Below are 16856 nucleotides of genomic sequence, written 5' to 3' on the forward strand. Positions count from 1 at the left end.
ACCGGCAGAAGGTTATTTGCCCTTGGCGGGGGCGACCATGCCGTAAACGGGCAGGCGCAACTCAGGCAGGTAGTCGCTGTCGGTTTTGAGCAGGATGTAGCCGGAGAGCCGCGTCCCCGCTTCCTTGGGCGTGACGCGGACCTTGAGGATGACTTCCTGGTTCGGCTCGAGCGTATCGGCAGTAAGCTCGGCGCTGATTTCGGGGGTGGTCGTTTGCAGGGACGATAGCACAATCGCCCGGGGGCTCTGGTTGACCAGGCGCACATCGACCTGCCGGGTGCTCCCTGCGGCCAGGCTGGAGAGATCGAGACGGGCGGGGGTCAGAACGATTTCGCGCTTGACGGTGCCGCGCAGATGCAGTTCGGTCACCTGTTGCAGGGGATCGTTGCTGTACAGATAGATGGTCTTGACCACCGCACCGCCGAAACGGTTGGAATCGAAGGTCGTCTTGAGCTCGGCGACATCCCCGGGAGCGACGATCTTGGCCGAGAGCAGCGCTACCGTACAACCGCAGGAACTGCGGACGCGATCGATAATCAGCGGCTCGTCGCCGGCGTTTTGAAAACGGAAGATATGTTCCACCTTCTGGCCTTCGAAAATCTCGCCGAAATCGAAGTCCCCTTTTTCCACCAAAATCTTGGCTTCACCGGCATAGGCCGCCATGCCCCAGACCAGCATCAGTCCCGTCATCAGTAGCAGTGAAATTCGGTGCATGACTTTATCCTTTCCCGTTTTAAGTGAATACGGATCCCTTTCATCATTAATTTCAAAAACTATAACACAGCCCCGAAAGCCCTGGCCAGCGCTTTGTAGGTTGCTGAATAAATTGACACCTCTGCTTAAACTTGTATAGAATCAAGAGAATTTTTCACCCATCCGCCAACCTCCGACCTATGGAATCCGCATGTCCGAACTTGACCTGAAACTGCTTTATTCCCAGGAAGAGATTGCCCGTCAGGTCAAACGACTCGGCGACGAAATTAGCAACGACTATCCCGACTCGGAGATTTTGCTGGTCGGGGTTCTGAAGGGCTCCTTTCTCTTTGTGGCCGACCTCGCCCGGGCGATCCGCTCGCCGCTCATCGTCGACTTTGTGCGCATCGCCAGCTATGGTTCCGATACCCAGTCGTCGGGCATCGTGGAAATCCGCAAGGACCTGGAGCTGCCGATCAAGGATCGGGATGTGATCATCGTCGAGGATATCGTCGACAGCGGCCACACCCTCGAATCCCTCTACAACCTGCTGCTGCGCCGGGGCCCGCGCTCGCTGAAAATCTGTACCCTGATCGACAAGACCGCGCGCCGCGAGGTTTCCATCCGCTCGGACTACGTCGGCTTCTCCCTGGACGACGGCTTCATCATCGGCTACGGCCTCGACTATGCGGAAAGATACCGCAATCTGCCCGACATTCACCTGGTTCAGGGCCGCTGACCAGGAGCGAAAGGACGAGCCGCGCATGATCATACAATGCCCAGAGTGCAGCACCCGCTTCAAACTCGCCGACGACAAACTCAAGCCGGAAGGGATTAAGGTCCGCTGCGCCAAGTGCCGACACATCTTTGCCCTCTTCCCACCGGAACCCGACGACTCCGTCGCCGCGGAAGAGGCCCGGCCGTCGACCGAACACGGCGAGGCCGAGGACCCCTGGGCCGAGAGCTTCAACGAAATGCGGGAAGACTCCCCTCCCGAAGAGTCTCCGGCAGATCAAGGCGAAACGAGCTGGGACGAGGCCCTGGAATCGAGCTTTGCCGATGTCGGGGCGGAGATTTCCAAGCCCGGCCCAACGGGAGTGGCAGAGGCGCAAGAATTCAGCCCCGCCCCGCTGGAGCCTGCCGGAGTCGCCGTCGGGGATCTCGACGCCGCCGATCTTGGCCTGGATGAGGAAGAGCCGACGCCGGTCGAATCCGACCTTTCGTTGCCTTCTTTTACGCCGGAACCGCTCATCTCCGAAGACCTCTTCGGAGAAACGACAGCCTCCATCGAAGAAGGCGTTCCAGAAAAAACCGCCGCCCCGATGGCGGATGTGGACGAGTTCCAGTTTGAAGAGGTGGGCGAGGAAGAGGAGTTTGCTTTCGAGGATGCCCCCGATAGCGAACTCGATCCTTTCGCTGCAGCTTCCGCAAGCGACGAGATCCCGATCGACAAGACCGAAGACCTGGACGACAATCTCTTCGCGGAAGAGACCGGCGGGGACGAGACCATTGCCGAATTCTCCTTCCAGGAAGAAGGAGTCGAAGCCTTTTCCTTCGCGCCCGAAAAAGCGGAGGACGGCGATACCTTTGCCTTTCAGGAAGAGGATCTCTTTGCGCCGGAACCGCCTTCGAGCGTTGCCGATTCCTTCTTTGCCGAAGGACCCCAAGCGGATGCCCTCTTTCCTGACGGGACGCCCGAAGGGGAGGAAAAGGGTTTTGAATTTTCCGACATGGAAGATTCCGTGGGAATAGACCGTTCCGCAGAAGAGGCCCCCATTCCGGTCGCGGCCTCGCGACCGACGGCGGAACGGCTACCGGCATCCCATGCTGACGAGACGCCCGAACCGCTCAGCGAACCACGCCCCAAGGCAACCGAGCCAAAACGCGGCCCGATGGTCACGGTCCTGAGGCTTTTTGCTCTCCTCCTGCTGCTACTTGCGGCTTCCGCCGGCTTCCTCATTTGGCGTGGCGGCGCCAACAGCCTCCCGCAGATTCTCGGGCAACTGCAAACCCTTACCGGGACGACCCTGCCGGCAGAACCCGCCGTCCATATCCGCCTGCCACTGCCGAACAGCTTTTTTGTCATGAACCAGCACGCCGGCCAGCTCTTCGTCATTCAGGGGGAAGCAGTCAACGGCTATACCGAGCCCCGCTCGGCCATTTCGGTAACCGGCATGCTCCATGATGCCAAGGGGGAAGTGCTCTTGCGGCAGACGGTCTTCTGCGGCAACCCCATGGACCTGGAAACCCTCAAAAGCGCACCCTTCGCCGCCATTCAGGAAATCATGAGCAACCCCTTCGGTAGCGCCCTGGCCAATGTCAACATCGCGCCGGAAACCCCCATTCCCTACATGATCGTCTTCCGTGACCTGCCGGATAACGTCACCCATTTCACGGTGGAGGTGGCGGATTCCAAAGTCGGCGAAGGTCGCTAGCACGCCCCAAATTAAAAAAGCCGCGTTCTTATGAACGCGGCTTTTTCTTATCCTCGCCGGTATCCCGGCTCCCATCAAGGGGCGTTAATCGCATCGACCGGGCAGGTATCCACGCAGGCGCCGCAGTCGGTGCACAGAGCCGCATCAATCACCCGCTTATCCCCCTGCTCGCTGATGGCGTCCACCGGACAAGCCGGTTCACAGGCGCCGCAGTTGATGCACTCGTCAGTAATCGTATGAGCCATAGTTTCACCTCCTCTCTCGTTAATCAAATACGCTGTTTTACGTCGCTAAGAACATACACCACGAGCCCTACCCTGTCCAGATCAAAGAAGGCGTGAAACGCGACATAAAATTCTTGCAATTCCCCCTTGCTTCCTTTACTCTTCTATAACATTTTCCCATTCTTTTCTTGCGTCTAGCGCCGCGATTCCGCCCGCGTCTGGGTTGTCTGCCGGGGACAGGGACAAACCAGGTAAAACACGATTTTGTAAGAATGGAAAATTTTTATCGAGCCCAAAAAACTCGCGGAGGAGGTTATTTTTAATGGATATTCTTGCCTTGAATTGCGGCAGTTCCTCGGTCAAATATCAGCTTTTTGACTGGGACAAGAAAGTGGTCGTCGCCAAGGGGATGGTGGAGCGCGTCACCATCGGCGACTCCTATATTGTCCATGAGGTGCCCGGTCGAGACAACTATCGTGAAGAGTACGAATGCCCCGACCACAAGGTGGCAATCCATCTCATCATCAAAACCCTGACCGATCCCAAACATGGCGTGGTCAAGGACATGAGCCGGATCTCGGCGGTCGGCCACCGGGTGGTTCACGGCGGTGAGAAATTCACCTGCTCGGTTCGCATCGATGACGCGGTACTCGACGCCATCAAAGAGGTTCAGCACCTCGCTCCGCTGCACAATCCTCCCAATATCGCCGGCATCGAGGCCGCCCAAGCGGTCTTGCCCGAAGCTCCGCATATCGCCATTTTCGATACGGCCTTCCATCAGACGATGCCGGCCCATGCCTATACCTATCCCCTGCCTTACGAGTGGTACGAAAATTACGGCGTACGCCGTTACGGTTTTCACGGCACCAGCCATCTTTACGTATCCAAGCGGGCGGCGGTGCTGCTTGGCAAAGACCCGAAAGACTGCAGCATCATCACCATGCATATCGGCAACGGTGTTTCCCACTCGGCCATCAAAGGGGGCATTTCGGTGGACACCTCGATGGGGCTCACCCCTCTCGAAGGGGCTGTCATGGGGACCCGCTGCGGGGATATCGATCCTGCGATTCCCGCTTTCATCATGGAACGAGAAGGCTACACCTCGAAGGAAATCGACTCGATCCTCAACAAAAAATCCGGGATTCTCGGCATCACCGGGCGCTTCACCGACCGGAGAGATGTCATTTCTGGAGCCGACGAAGGTTGCGATCGTTGCAAACTCTCCCTGGAGATCGAATCCTACCGGCTGAAAAAATATATCGGCGCCTACGCGGCGGCGATCGGCGGCGTCGATGCCGTGGTCTTCACCGCTGGGGTCGGCGAAATGGCCTGGCTGATTCGTGAGATGACCTTGGAAGGGCTCGAATTCATGGGCATTTACCTGGACAAGGAAATCAACCGCAACACCATGACCCGCAAAAAGGAAACCCTGATCACCCGCCCCGACTCGCCGGTCAAAGTCTTTGTCATCCCAACCGACGAGGAGTTGGTCTTTACTGAGGATGTCGTGGGAATCCTCGAAGGGACCTACACCGACCATATGAAGTTCAAATATTCTTTTTCGAATAAAGAATTCCAGCGCAAATAGGTCCGAGTGGGGGCCGAGGCATTGCGGCGATGATGACCGAAGACCGACGGAGCTCCGTCGGTCTTCGTCGTCACGGTCGCAGCTCCCCCCAAAGACGAACCCGCCCATCGTTCAGGCACCACGGAGGTAATTTATACATGCTCGGCATCGAGGAAATCGGCTATTACATTCCCCAGGGAAGAATCTCTAATTACGACAGAAAAACCCAGTTCGGCATCGACGATCACTTCATCGAAGAAAAGATCGGGGTCCGTCAGGTTTCCCTGAAAAGCCCCGATGAAGAGACTTCGGATCTATGCGTCAAGGCCTTCGCTAACCTCCGGGACAAGATCGCCATCGACCTGAACGACATCGAAGCCATGGTCGTGGTTACCCAGAACCCCGACCGCAACATCCCCCACACCTCAGCCATCCTCCACGGCAAGCTTGCGCTCCCCAACCGCTGTGCTTGTTTCGATATCTCCCTCGGCTGTTCCGGTTTTGTCTACGCCCTCTCCATCTTCCAGGCGTTCATGGCGGCCAACGGCATGAAGAAGGGACTGCTTTTCACCGCTGATCCCTATTCAAAAATCACGGATCCCAACGACAAAAACACCACCTTGCTCTTCGGCGATGCGTCGGCGGTAACTCTGATCAGCGATCAGCCCAAACTGGTTTCCGGCGCCTTTACTTTCGGCACGATCGGCGCCGAACATGAAAAGCTCATCTGCAACGACGGCGTCCTCTTCATGCATGGTCGGGCCGTCTTCAATTTCGCTGCGAAGGTCATTCCCGACGACATCCGCCAGGTGGTCGCCAAAAACGCCTTGACCCTGGAGCAGATCGACCTCTTTCTGTTGCATCAGGGGAGCAAGATCATCGTCGAAACGATTGCGGACAAGTTACCGGTTCCCCGGGATAAGGCCCCCTACGCCACCTACGATTATGGCAATACCGTCTCTTCGACCCTACCGATTCTGTTGGCGGAAGAACTTTCCGGAAATGCCCGCAACATCGTCATCTGCGGCTTTGGCGTCGGCCTTTCTTGGGCAAGCGGCCTGTTGAAAAGGCCGTGATTGCTGATTTTTAACACAAAAAAGCCGGCGAGATCTTCGCCGGCTTTTTTGTGTTCAGCATTCATCACTCATCATTCACAAGACTGTTACCCTTGCGCCTGCACCGCCGTGATCGCCGCGACGCTGATGACATCCTCGACCGAGCAGCCGCGGGAGAGATCGTTCACCGGCTTGGCCAGTCCCTGGATGATCGGCCCGACCGCCTCGGCTCCGGCCAAGCGCTCGACCAGCTTGTAGCCAATATTGCCGGCATCCAGGTCGGGGAAGATCAGGGTGTTGGCCTTGCCGGCGACGGAGGAGCCGGGCGCCTTCTTGGCGCCGACCTTGGGCAAGAGGGCGGCGTCGGCCTGCAGTTCACCATCGATTTGGAGGCCGGGAGCCATCCCTTTGGCAATTTCCAGGGCCTTGAGCACCTTATCCACATCGTCGTGGGCGGCGCTGCCTTTGGTCGAAAAGGAGAGCATGGCCACCCGGGCATCGACTCCGAGAAAGCTTTTGCAGCTGCCGGCAGTGCTGACCGCAATCTCCGCCAGCGCCTGGGCGTCGGGATTGGGATTAACGGCGCAATCGGCGAAACAGATGACGCCATTCTCGCCGAATTCGGGCGTTTTGGTCACCATCAAAAAGACCGAGGAGACGGTCTTCATGCCGGGGGCGGTGCCGATGACCTGAAAGGCGGCGCGGAGCACGTCGCCTGTGGTATTGTCGGCCCCGGCAACGGCCCCGCCGGCATCCCCGAGGCGCACCATCATTGCGCCATAGTAGAGGTTGTCCGCCCCGGTCAAAAGCTTCTTCGCTTCCTCGGCGGTCAGGCCCTTGCTCTTGCGCAAGGCCACCAGCTCATCGACATAGGCGCCCAGGCGCGGGGAGTCCTTGGGCTCGAGCAACTCGACCCCGTCCAGGGAAGCGCCAAGTTCGGCGGCTTTTTTCTTCAGGGTATCGGGGTTCCCCAGCAGCACGACTTTGGCCAACCCCTCTTTGACAATCCGCCCGGCGGCCTGCACCATCCGATCGTCATAGCCTTCGGGCAAAACCACGGTTTGCAGACTGGCGCGTGCCTTCGCCTTGATTTTCTCCACCAAGTGCATGTAAATACCTCCTTCAAAACAAGGTTTGAATTTAGAAAACACTTATAACCGATAGGGGGTTGACGGTCAACTCCTTTCCCGTAATATCCTCTTCCTTCCCGCCGCAGATTCCTCGCCGAAAATTCCCGCCTTCATGTATACTGGCGCGACGCATTACGAATTTAAGCGCCCTTTGTATGGACCCATGAATCAGAACCGTCGCTCGGACATCTTCCTGCTGGGATTCATCCTCCTCTCCCTGCTTTTACACCTGCTCTTTTTGTTTCTAGCCCCCAAACAGACATGGGTACCGGCCGAGGCGGAGAAGAAGCCGGTTTATGTCGATCTGCGCCCACCGCAACCCCTGAGCCGGGAACTCGACCTGCCGACCCCCCAAACACCGGAAACACCTCGGGAAACCCCGGCCAAACGCCTGGCGGAAGTGGATCGCCAGGTGGAAAAAGAAAGTGCCCCCAAGGGGCGAGATTTTGAGGATAGCACCCCCAAGGCCGAAGCGCCCCCCCCGACACCCCCACCGGCGCCACCGAAACAACCGGCCCCCAAGCCGGTCAAACCTGCTCCGAAAGCGGAAAAAACGCCTCCTCGGCCGACGCCGAAGGCGGTCAAACCCGCCCCGAAACAACCCCAGCGTCCTCCGGGAGAAGGGCCGGCGGCGACTCAGGAGACAGCACCTGCTCCATCCGCCCCGGCCCAGCCTCAGACCCCGCGGCGTTCGGCCGAAGAGCTGAAAAATCTTCCGCTGCTGGCTTCGGCCAAGACCGCCGCCGCCAACGTCGGGGAGCAGTGGCGGCGCAAATACCGGGAGGAAGTCGACGAGGGCGACACGGTCTGGCTGGATACGGAGAAGGACATTCTCATCTCCTTCTTCCGACGTTTCCGCGACAATGTCTATATGGTCTGGAATTATCCCGAGCGGGCTCGGCAACTGGGGCAGGAAGGGGTCTGCCTGCTGCGGGTGACGATCACCCGGGAGGGGGAGGTGAAGGGGGTGATTCTCAAGGAAAGCAGCGGCTATCCGCTGCTGGACAACGCGGCCATGAACGCGGTGCGCAAAGGCGCCTCCTACGGCCCCCTGCCCACCGCCTATCCCAAGGACGAGTTGAACATCATGGTTTTTTTCCATTACGCTCTCGATCGGCGCCCGTCGCTCTATTGAACGCCCGGGCGCCGACCGCGCGACGTTTATTCTTCCTCGGCCATGAACTCCTGATACTCGTCCGCATCCATCAACTCGTCGAGATCGGCGTTCTCCGCCAGACGGATTTTGACCATCCAGGCATCCTCGTAAGGGGAGGTGTTGACCAACTCCGGCGCATCCTGCAGTTCTTCGTTGACTTCAATGACTTCACCGGAAAGGGGCGCGTAAACATCGGAGACGGCCTTGACCGACTCGACCACGCCGAAAGGCTTGCCACATTCCAGCAGCGTTCCCTCCTCGGGCAACTCCACGAAGACCACATCCCCCAGAGAATCCTGGGCAAAATCGGTCACGCCGATGGTGGCGAGACCCTCCTCCAGCAGCACCCACACATGCTCTTCGGTGTACTTCAATTCTTCGGGAAATTCCATACTCTCCTCCTGCGATAGGAAACAGGTTCCGACCGCCCCGCGGGCGGCGGAACCGTCAAGCGATAATGTCGCCGATGCGTTCCTCATGCCCCAGGGTCATGAGATGCACCCCCTGGCATAACCGACGTGCATGCCCAACCATCTCACGGGCGATGGCAATTCCTTCCTCCAGCGGATCAGCTGCGTTATCGAGCCGTTCGATCAGCCGCGCCGGAACCCGGACCCCGGGAATGGAGCGGTTGAGGAATTCGGCCATGCGCGCGTTTTTAAGGAGCAGCACCCCGAGCAGCACGGGTTTTCCCAACGGAGCGGCCGCCTCCATGAAGCGCGTCAGCTTGTCCACATCATAAACCGCCTGGGTCTGAAAAAACGCGGTCCCGGCCTGGGCCTTCTTGGCGAATTTCTGGAACATCAGCTCAAAGGGCTCCGCCTCGGGGGTCACCGCGGCGCCGGCGAAAAAGTGCGGGACCCCGCGCAACGGCTTGTCCGCCATATCGTGCCCCGCACAGAGTCCCCGCACCGCCGCCAGCAGTTGGATGGAGTCGAGATCGAAAACCGACCGGGCCTGCGGGTGATCGCCGAAGCAGGCATGATCGCCGGAAAGGAGCAGAAGATTTTCGATTCCCAGGGCGGCCGCGCCGAGCAGATCGGACTGCAGGGCCAGACGGTTACGATCCCGGCAGGTCAGCTGCAGAATCGGCTCGATCCCCTCGCGCAAGAGAAGAGCGGACAGCGCCAGGGGGGAAAGACGCATATTCGCCCCCTGGTTGTCGGTAACATTCACCGCCGCCAGCTCCGTCATCAGCCGGGCCTTTGCCAAGGCCGGAGAGATATCGATCCCCTTGGGCGGGGCGATTTCGGCGGTGACGACAAAGCGGCCGGCGGCCAGTTGTTCGGCAAGTCTCGACATCTTCGCTCTTCCGAAAGGGTCGGGGATCAGCCCGGGATTTTATGGCGACCGGGCTTTTGTACCTTCCCCCAGTTTTTGGGTGGGACCGTTCGCGCGAACACTCCCTTGCGGTTCTGCTTCTTGAGCCGTTCGTAAATCAGGTGCCAGGCGCAGTCCAGTTCACGATCGGCCTCGCATTTGCCCTCCTCCATCCCGCCGCAGGGGCCGTTGAGCAGTCCCTTGGCGCAATTGGTCACCGGACAGATGCAGGCGGTTTCATTGAGTACACATTCCCCGCACAGGGAACATTTCTCCTCATACTGACCGAAGCGGCGGATGTTGCCGAGAAAGAGGGAATTCAGCGCGCCCAGCACGCGCTTGTCGCTGTTGCTGGAGATGGACTGGACTCCGGCGCCGCAGGCCATGACCAGCAGGGCATCGGCTGCCTCAACCTGCGCTTTGAGCTGACGCAGATCACGCCCTGCGCGCATGATATGGCAGGCTTCGTCGATAATGACGGTTCCGGTCGTTTCCTTGCCGAGACTCGCCAGCCATTCCTGCATACGGAAGACCTCTTCCTCCCCCCCGGACTTGCAGACCGTGGCACAGGCCCCGCAACCGACGATAAAGAGTCGCTCCTTGCCGTCCAAAATTTCCAGCAACTCTTCCTTGCTCTTCTGTTCGCTGATGATCATCGCCGTGGTCCCGTGCAGAGACAAAGGCGCCCGAATCCGTTGCAGAGATTCGGGCGCCGTCTTGGGGTTTTATTTGCCGGCAACACGCCGCTTGGCGCTCTCGACCGTGTTGTAGAGCAGCATGGTGATGGTCATCGGCCCGACCCCGCCTGGCACCGGGGTAATGGCACCGGCCCGCTCCTTGGCGGCGGCGAATTCCACATCCCCCACCAGCTTCTTCTCACCGACCCGATTGACACCGACATCGATCACCACCGCACCGGGCTTGATCCAGTCGCCCTTGATCATTTCGGGCTGGCCGACGGCAGCGATTACCACGTCGCCCCGGGCGACATGCCCAGGAAGATCCTGGGTGCGGGAATGACAGATGGTGACGGTAGCGTGTTCGGCCAGGCACATGAGCGCTACCGGCTTGCCGACGATATTGGAGCGACCGACGACCACCACTTCCTTCCCCTTGAGATCCACCCCGGTATGTTCCAGCATCTTCATCACACCATAGGGGGTGCAGGGACGAAAGAGAGGATTGCCCGTCGCCAGTCGACCGACGTTGTAAGGATGGAACCCGTCCACATCCTTCTTGGGGGAAATCGCTTCCAGTACCTTGCTCTCGTCGATCTGCTTGGGCAGGGGCAGCTGTACCAAAATGCCGTCGATGCGCGAATCTTGGTTAAGCTGATCGATCAACTGCAACAGCTCGGCTTCACTGGTCGATTCGGAAAGCTTATGCTCGTCGGAGAAAATCCCCGCCTGGGCGCAGGCTTTCTCCTTCATCGACACATAGACCCGGCTGGCCGGATCCTCTCCCACCAAGACCACCGCCAAACCAGGAGTTGTTCCTTGCGCTTTGAGCGCGCTGACGTCAGCGGCGATCGTCTGACGGATCTGTTCGGCAATAGCTTTGCCATCAATAAGATTATTCACGTCCTGACCTCCTTGGATAGTGCGACAACTATACGAAAGGAACCCCTGATTGTAAACGGGGAAAAGTCCTGATTCCAGGCGGATGGCGTATACGTCGACCATCCTGCACGGAAGGTGTCAACATTTCGACAGCCCGTTTCGTAGACCTCGGAAAAGCACAACAAACCCCAGCAAAAGTCAAAATACCGACAGCAGGAAATTATCAGATTTGTAACTGGAAAATCGGGGCACTCGCCAAGCCGCCTAAAATAATCAATAGGCCCTTATTTTTCAGGATGTTAATGGCATCCTTCAGAATTGGCCTAAAAAAATATCCTCATTTTTATTTACTCACCTTTCTGCTGGCATAATAACTGCTAATCAAGTTAGCAACTCAAAGTCACCGCTCAATCCTTTCTCGAGGATAAACCATGACCGCTACCGCCCTGATTATAGACAAATCCACCGACCGCCTCCGTGAACTCAAGGACCTCGTCACCGGAACCGGATGCTTCGATCAGGTGCTTTGTTGTGCGACCGGGCGCGTGGCCGTGAAGTGTCTTGAACAAAACGGAGTCGACATAATTTTTCACGGCACTCGGCAGGTCTCAAGGAAAAGCCTCTCTTGGCTAGGTCGCCTCGAAAAAAACGACTCCTGGTTGGATATTCCTATCCTGGTTTTTTCTTCAGCGCAACAGCCCGAAGACCGGGTTTCTTGCATCGAAGCGGGAGCCGCCGACTGCCTCTCCCTGCGCATCCCCGAGCGGGAACTGCGGGCCCGCATTCTGCGCTTTCTTTCCGGAAAAAAACGCATCGAAAAACTGCGCTCAACCAATGAACAGCTGGCGCGCATGGCGATCACCGACCCCCTGACCGGCGTTGGCAACCGGCGCCATTTCGACGACGCCCTGAGCGCGGAGTTGAAGCGCAACAACCGCTCTCGCACCCCACTGGCGCTACTGATGATCGATATCGATCACTTTAAACGGGTCAACGACAGCATTGGCCATCAGGCGGGGGACCGAATTCTGAAAATTGTCGCTGAAACCCTGCGTATCAGTGTCCGCAGCTACGACACCCTCTGCCGCTTCGGCGGCGAGGAATTTGCCATCATCATGCCCGACACCTCTGCAGGGCAGGCTTCCTCCGTCGCTGAACGCATCCGTCGGGAAATCGCTGCGATCAATGCCCGGGGAACTTACGGTGATTTCCCCCTGACCGTAAGCATCGGCCTGCGTCCGGTGCGGGGGACAGAAACCATCGAAGCGGCGCAACTGATTTGCGAAGCCGACCAAGCCCTCTATCGGGCCAAGAATGATGGCCGCAACCGGGTGGAAATCTTTCGCCCCGTCGAGAACTTCATCTTCACTCAACCGCGCCGTCCGCGCTTCACTCCACTTTCCCCTGCTCTCTCCCTCTAATTTTTCATAAAAAAATCCCCGGCGTAAAAGCCGGGGATTTTTTATTCGTTAGCCGCCTTCGGACAGCCCGCGCAACCGGAAGAACCGGCTCCCGGGCAGGCCGAAGTGGGGGAAGACGCCTCGGAATAACCCTGCTGATACCACCCCCCGCCCTTGAGCGCAAAACCCACCTGAGAAATAAGCTTCTTCAGCGGCGCCCCGCAGCTTTCACAAGTGGTCAAGGGGGCATCGGAAAACTTTTGCCGAACCTCGATGACCCGCTCACATCCTTCGCAACGATATTCATACATGGGCATGATAAAATCCTCCTGTAAAAATTCGGCGTCAATCTAATCCCTGAAGATGCGCTTGTCAAGGGCTACGGGAGCCAAATCCTCTTCCCTTCCCCACAAAAGACAAGGCCTGGGAAAACCCAGGCCTTGAATGATTCGCGTTATTGAGAGATTAAATCAGACCAAACCGAGGGCGACCATGGCCTTGGCGACTTTAATGAACCCGGCGATATTCGCCCCATTAACATAGTTTCCGGGGGTGCCGTATTCCTCGGCGATCTCGTAGCAGGTTTCATGAATACCTTTCATGATCTGCTGCAGGCGCTGCTCGGTATACTCGAAGGTCCAGGAATCGCGACAGGCATTTTGCTGCATTTCAAGAGCGCTGGTCGCCACGCCGCCGGCATTGGCGGCCTTACCCGGGCCATAAGCGATGCCGGCCTCAAGAAAGACCTTGACCCCTTCCGGAGTTGTCGGCATGTTGGCTCCCTCACCAACGGCGAAACAGCCATTTTTCACGAGTTTGGCAGCATCCTTACCGTTAATTTCGTTCTGCGTCGCGGACGGCATGGCAACCTGGCAAGGGATGTCCCAGATGTTGCCATTTTCGACGTATTTTGCGTCCTTGTGGTAGGTGATGTAATCTTTGATCCGGCGGCGTTCCACTTCCTTGAGTTGTTGCAAAAGCTCAAGATCGATGCCCTGTTCATGATAAACGTAGCCGTTAGAATCCGAGCAGGCAACGACCTTACCGCCTAATTGATGGATTTTTTCAATGGTATAGATGGCGACATTACCCGAGCCGGAGACAGTACAGGTTTTTCCGTCAAAAGACTCACCACGAACCTTAAGCATTTCGTCGACAAAAAAAGTAGCACCATAACCGGTCGCTTCCGGACGCACCAGAGAACCTCCCCAGTTAAGCCCTTTACCGGTGAGCACACCCGCTTCCCAGCGATTGGTAATACGCTTGTACTGACCAAACATATAGCCGATTTCACGACCGCCGACCCCGATGTCCCCGGCAGGCACATCCGTGTGCTCGCCGATGTGGCGATAAAGCTCGGTCATGAAACTCTGGCAAAAGCGCATGATCTCATCATCCGATTTCCCCTTGGGATCAAAATCCGAGCCCCCCTTGCCCCCGCCGATGGGCATTCCGGTCAGAGCATTTTTAAAGATCTGCTCGAAACCGAGAAACTTGATGATCCCCAGGTAGACGGAAGGATGGAAACGCAAGCCGCCCTTATAAGGGCCCAGAGCGCTATTGAATTCAACACGAAATCCACGGTTGATCTGAACCCCACCATTATCATCCTGCCAGGGCACCCGGAAAATAATCTGCCGTTCGGGTTCGCAAATGCGCTCGATAATCTTTTGATGGCAGAATTCAGGATGCTTTACCAGAACAGGCCCAAGGGATTCCAGAACCTCACGAACCGCTTGATGAAATTCTGTCTCACCGGGGTTACGGGCAAGGACTTCCTGATAAACAGGTTCGACTTTTTCATCCAGTTTTGGCGACATATAACCTCCTGAGGGTTGCGTTGTTGTGATAAATGAACAATCTAGGAATTGTTTACCTAAACCAAGACAAGCTCAACAAAAACAAGAACATATCATCACAAAGCATGCCAACCCTAGACCGACATCTAGAAAAACAACAACCTACTGTATTTATTGGATTTTACGAGCAATCACATGACTAGGATCAAACCCACTCAGGACAGACGACAACAGTAAAGTGTAGAAATATGGCACACAATAGATACTCAATCCCTGCTCAACACGACCACCAGCGCATCAGGCCTGACGCTGCCGCCAACAAATAAAAAAAGCAGGGAGCTTCAGCTCCCTGCTCATGAATTGCTTTCATGCTTTTACCGCAACTAAACCTAAGCCTGAGGCGCAGCAGATCCGCTTTCTTCAACCAGTTCAATAATGGACTGAGAAGCATTATCACCCAGACGGTTGGCCAGTTTGATAATCCGAGTATAACCACCGGGACGATCCTGATAACGGGGAGCAAGGCGCTCAAAAAGCTTAGCCACAACCTTACGGTCACGCACCACCTGCAAAGCCTGACGCCGGGCATGAATATCGCCGCGCTTTCCGAGAGTAATCATTTTTTCAGCAACTTTACGCAACTCCTTGGCGCGGCAATCGGTGGTGGTGATTTTCTCATGCTCCAGCAGAGAGGTCACCAGGTTCCGCATCATTGCCAATCGGTGGCTGGAGTTCCGCCCGAGCCGTCTTCCGCTTTTATTGTGACGCATGGTTCTGTGGTCCTTTCTTCGTTATCCTTATCGAGGAGTCAGTCTTCCTCGTTTCCCTTTTGTATCAACTTGAGATATTCGGGATCAGGGAAGTTTTCCAGCTTCATCCCGAGAGTCAGGCCCATCTCGGAGAGGATATCCTTGATTTCATTCAGAGACTTACGGCCGAAGTTCTGAGTTTTGAGCATTTCCGCCTCAGAACGCTGTACCAAATCACCAATCAGGCGGATATTTGCGTTCTTCAAGCAATTGGCGCTGCGAACGGAAAGCTCCAACTCGTCAACACTACGGTAAAGATTTTCGTTGATCTTTCCCGAAGACTCGCTGACCTCTTCTTCCACAGGTTCAGCCTCTTCATCAAAGTTGATAAAAATCTGAAGCTGTTCCTTGATGATTTTCGCAGCAAACGAAAGGGCGTCATCCGCACGAACGCTGGCATCAGTAAAAACTTCAAGGGTCAATTTATCGTAGTCGGTGATCTGTCCAACACGCGCATTGGTCACCGTAAAATTGACTTTCTTGATGGGAGAAAAAATCGCGTCGATCGGGATTGTGCCGACCGGCGCCCGCTCATCACGATTACGGTCAGCGGGAACATATCCTTTACCCAAGGATACGACCATCTCCATCTCGACATCCGCTTCCTGAGAACAGGTGGCGATATGATGCTCGGGATTGAGAATCTCGACATGACTATCCGTAATGATGTCACCAGCGGTAATCACTCCGGCGCCCTTTTTTACGATACGAACATTACGACTTTCGTTACCATGTAGGCGCAAGAGTACGCCTTTAAGGTTGAGAATAATATCAGTAACGTCCTCAGTGACACCAGGGACGGTTGAAAACTCGTGAAGAACCCCTTTGATGCGCACAGAGACAATCGCGGCACCCTGCAACGAGGAGAGCAGCACACGGCGCAAAGAGTTGCCCAAAGTCGTTCCGAAACCGCGCTCAAAAGGCTCGGCATAGAATTTTCCATAGGTATCGGTAAGAGTATCCGATTCAATCTGGAGACGTTTGGGCTTGATGAGGTCTCTCCAGTTTTTATACATTCGTATCCTCCCTAATGAGGTTACAGTTAAAGCCCAACCGGACTACTTGGAGTACAATTCGACGATGAGATGCTCCTGGAATGCAGGAGTCGTCATCTCTTCACGAACAGGCAGGGTTTTAACGATCCCCTTAAAGGCCGCGCGATCAAGCTCGACCCAGGAAGGAAGACCGCGACGCATGACACCATCAAGGGCTTCATTGATGCGCGCCACCTGACGGCTTTTTTCACGCAACTCAACGACGTCACCAGGGCGAACCAAGTACGAGGGGATATCAACTCGCCGGCCATTGACAAGGAAATGCCCTTGGCGAACCAAAGAACGTCCTTCGTTACGGGAAGAAACAAAACCCATGCGGTAGACCATACTGTCCAGGCGACGCTCCAGCAAAACCAGAAGATTCTCGCCGGTAACACCCTTCATGCGGTCCGCCTTGTCAAAATAAGCATGAAACTGCTTCTCCAACAGACCATAGGTACGTTTGACCCGCTGCTTTTCGCGCAACTGAGTCCCGTAATCCGACACCTTAATGCGGCCCTGACCATGCTGACCAGGTGCATAATTGCGACGCTCAACGGCACATTTGTCGGTATGACACCTGTCCCCCTTAAGGAACAATTTCGTATTTTCCCTTCTGCACATACGACAGACGGGGCCGGTATATCTAGCCAACGTTCGACCTCCTTGTAAGGT

17 protein-coding genes and 1 pseudogene are annotated in these 16856 nt (G+C 56.4%); 6 read left to right on the plus strand and 12 right to left on the minus strand.

The features are described from left to right. Positions 1–12: 12 nt before the first annotated feature. On the minus strand, positions 13–714 hold the full coding sequence (locus BQ4888_RS04150) for a DUF1573 domain-containing protein (RefSeq protein ID WP_092054037.1): 702 nt from the start codon (positions 712–714) through the stop codon (positions 13–15). Between the two features lie 190 nt (positions 715–904). On the opposite strand from BQ4888_RS04150, the gene hpt reads away from it, so the two are divergent. Continuing rightward, complete coding sequence (gene hpt, locus BQ4888_RS04155; protein ID WP_092054039.1) at positions 905–1432, plus strand: hypoxanthine phosphoribosyltransferase; 528 nt, start codon at positions 905–907, stop codon at positions 1430–1432. A gap of 25 nt (positions 1433–1457) precedes the next feature. Next, the gene (locus BQ4888_RS04160) at positions 1458–3128 is read left to right on the plus strand and encodes a DUF3426 domain-containing protein (protein WP_170232951.1); all 1671 of its coding nucleotides are present in this window, start codon (positions 1458–1460) and stop codon (positions 3126–3128) included. A gap of 74 nt (positions 3129–3202) precedes the next feature. On the opposite strand, the gene fdxA is transcribed toward BQ4888_RS04160, so the two are convergent. Further along, positions 3203–3397 carry a 4Fe-4S ferredoxin gene (fdxA, locus tag BQ4888_RS04165; protein ID WP_420841975.1) on the minus strand — a complete coding sequence of 65 codons (195 nt, stop codon included), beginning with the start codon at positions 3395–3397 and terminating at the stop codon, positions 3203–3205. Between the two features lie 277 nt (positions 3398–3674). Here fdxA and BQ4888_RS04170 point away from each other — a divergent pair, with 277 nt between their 5' ends. Both BQ4888_RS04170 and BQ4888_RS04175 read left to right on the plus strand, forming a co-directional pair. Next, positions 3675–4940 (plus strand): acetate kinase, encoded by a 1266-nt coding sequence (locus tag BQ4888_RS04170; protein WP_092054047.1) that lies wholly within the window; start codon positions 3675–3677, stop codon positions 4938–4940. A 137-nt stretch (positions 4941–5077) separates the two neighbouring features. Beyond that, on the plus strand, positions 5078–5995 hold the full coding sequence (locus BQ4888_RS04175; protein WP_092054049.1) for a 3-oxoacyl-ACP synthase III family protein: 918 nt from the start codon (positions 5078–5080) through the stop codon (positions 5993–5995). Positions 5996–6081: 86 nt separating this feature from the next. Here the strand turns inward: BQ4888_RS04175 and pta are convergent, their stop codons facing one another. Beyond that, positions 6082–7083, minus strand: a complete 1002-nt coding sequence (gene pta / locus BQ4888_RS04180) for a phosphate acetyltransferase (RefSeq protein ID WP_092054051.1) — start codon at positions 7081–7083, stop codon at positions 6082–6084. A gap of 184 nt (positions 7084–7267) precedes the next feature. Here pta and BQ4888_RS04185 point away from each other — a divergent pair, with 184 nt between their 5' ends. After that, positions 7268–8239, plus strand: coding sequence for an energy transducer TonB (locus tag BQ4888_RS04185; RefSeq protein ID WP_170232952.1), 972 nt, complete (start codon positions 7268–7270; stop codon positions 8237–8239). 26 nt (positions 8240–8265) lie between these two features. Here BQ4888_RS04185 and gcvH read toward each other — a convergent pair whose 3' ends face one another. The 4 genes from gcvH to folD are packed head-to-tail and all read right to left on the minus strand — an operon-like array spanning position 8266 to position 11160. Beyond that, positions 8266–8652 (minus strand): glycine cleavage system protein GcvH, encoded by a 387-nt coding sequence (gene gcvH / locus BQ4888_RS04190; protein ID WP_092054057.1) that lies wholly within the window; start codon positions 8650–8652, stop codon positions 8266–8268. 55 nt (positions 8653–8707) lie between these two features. Next, a complete protein-coding gene (locus BQ4888_RS04195) occupies positions 8708–9562 on the minus strand; it encodes a methylenetetrahydrofolate reductase (RefSeq protein ID WP_092054059.1) in 855 nt (284 codons plus the stop codon). Between the two features lie 26 nt (positions 9563–9588). Beyond that, the gene (locus BQ4888_RS04200; protein ID WP_240746401.1) at positions 9589–10260 is read right to left on the minus strand and encodes a methylenetetrahydrofolate reductase C-terminal domain-containing protein; all 672 of its coding nucleotides are present in this window, start codon (positions 10258–10260) and stop codon (positions 9589–9591) included. A 45-nt stretch (positions 10261–10305) separates the two neighbouring features. Continuing rightward, positions 10306–11160, minus strand: a complete 855-nt coding sequence (folD, locus tag BQ4888_RS04205) for a bifunctional methylenetetrahydrofolate dehydrogenase/methenyltetrahydrofolate cyclohydrolase FolD (protein ID WP_092054065.1) — start codon at positions 11158–11160, stop codon at positions 10306–10308. 410 nt (positions 11161–11570) lie between these two features. On the opposite strand from folD, the gene BQ4888_RS04210 reads away from it, so the two are divergent. Continuing rightward, positions 11571–12560: a GGDEF domain-containing response regulator gene (locus tag BQ4888_RS04210; RefSeq protein WP_092054068.1), complete on the plus strand. Its 990-nt coding sequence runs from the start codon at positions 11571–11573 to the stop codon at positions 12558–12560. Positions 12561–12601: 41 nt separating this feature from the next. Here BQ4888_RS04210 and BQ4888_RS04215 read toward each other — a convergent pair whose 3' ends face one another. From BQ4888_RS04215 to rpsD, 5 genes and pseudogenes are all read right to left on the minus strand, one after another. Further along, entirely contained in the window at positions 12602–12856 is a 255-nt protein-coding gene (locus BQ4888_RS04215; protein WP_092054071.1) for an FmdB family zinc ribbon protein, read from the minus strand. A gap of 153 nt (positions 12857–13009) precedes the next feature. Then, positions 13010–14359 (minus strand): NADP-specific glutamate dehydrogenase, encoded by a 1350-nt coding sequence (gene gdhA / locus BQ4888_RS04220; RefSeq protein WP_092054073.1) that lies wholly within the window; start codon positions 14357–14359, stop codon positions 13010–13012. A gap of 395 nt (positions 14360–14754) precedes the next feature. Further along, positions 14755–15108, minus strand: a pseudogene (gene rplQ / locus BQ4888_RS04225) (50S ribosomal protein L17); the annotation flags it as partial. A gap of 38 nt (positions 15109–15146) precedes the next feature. Continuing rightward, positions 15147–16163 carry a DNA-directed RNA polymerase subunit alpha gene (locus BQ4888_RS04230; RefSeq protein ID WP_092054079.1) on the minus strand — a complete coding sequence of 339 codons (1017 nt, stop codon included), beginning with the start codon at positions 16161–16163 and terminating at the stop codon, positions 15147–15149. Positions 16164–16205: 42 nt separating this feature from the next. Further along, a complete protein-coding gene (gene rpsD, locus BQ4888_RS04235; protein WP_092054081.1) occupies positions 16206–16835 on the minus strand; it encodes a 30S ribosomal protein S4 in 630 nt (209 codons plus the stop codon). Between the last annotated feature and the right edge of the window lie 21 nt (positions 16836–16856).

Source organism: Desulfuromonas acetexigens (genome assembly GCF_900111775.1).
Lineage (GTDB): Bacteria > Desulfobacterota > Desulfuromonadia > Desulfuromonadales > Trichloromonadaceae > Trichloromonas > Trichloromonas acetexigens.

Coding starts and splice junctions, on each gene's coding strand:
- BQ4888_RS04150 (WP_092054037.1), bottom strand. CDS start 714: ATGCACCGAATTTCACTGCTACTGATGACGGGACTGATGCTGGTCTGG.
- hpt (WP_092054039.1), top strand. CDS start 905: ATGTCCGAACTTGACCTGAAACTGCTTTATTCCCAGGAAGAGATTGCC.
- BQ4888_RS04160 (WP_170232951.1), top strand. CDS start 1,458: ATGATCATACAATGCCCAGAGTGCAGCACCCGCTTCAAACTCGCCGAC.
- BQ4888_RS04170 (WP_092054047.1), top strand. CDS start 3,675: ATGGATATTCTTGCCTTGAATTGCGGCAGTTCCTCGGTCAAATATCAG.
- BQ4888_RS04175 (WP_092054049.1), top strand. CDS start 5,078: ATGCTCGGCATCGAGGAAATCGGCTATTACATTCCCCAGGGAAGAATC.
- pta (WP_092054051.1), bottom strand. CDS start 7,083: ATGCACTTGGTGGAGAAAATCAAGGCGAAGGCACGCGCCAGTCTGCAA.
- BQ4888_RS04185 (WP_170232952.1), top strand. CDS start 7,268: ATGAATCAGAACCGTCGCTCGGACATCTTCCTGCTGGGATTCATCCTC.
- gcvH (WP_092054057.1), bottom strand. CDS start 8,652: ATGGAATTTCCCGAAGAATTGAAGTACACCGAAGAGCATGTGTGGGTG.
- BQ4888_RS04195 (WP_092054059.1), bottom strand. CDS start 9,562: ATGTCGAGACTTGCCGAACAACTGGCCGCCGGCCGCTTTGTCGTCACC.
- BQ4888_RS04210 (WP_092054068.1), top strand. CDS start 11,571: ATGACCGCTACCGCCCTGATTATAGACAAATCCACCGACCGCCTCCGT.
- BQ4888_RS04215 (WP_092054071.1), bottom strand. CDS start 12,856: ATGCCCATGTATGAATATCGTTGCGAAGGATGTGAGCGGGTCATCGAG.
- gdhA (WP_092054073.1), bottom strand. CDS start 14,359: ATGTCGCCAAAACTGGATGAAAAAGTCGAACCTGTTTATCAGGAAGTC.
- BQ4888_RS04230 (WP_092054079.1), bottom strand. CDS start 16,163: ATGTATAAAAACTGGAGAGACCTCATCAAGCCCAAACGTCTCCAGATT.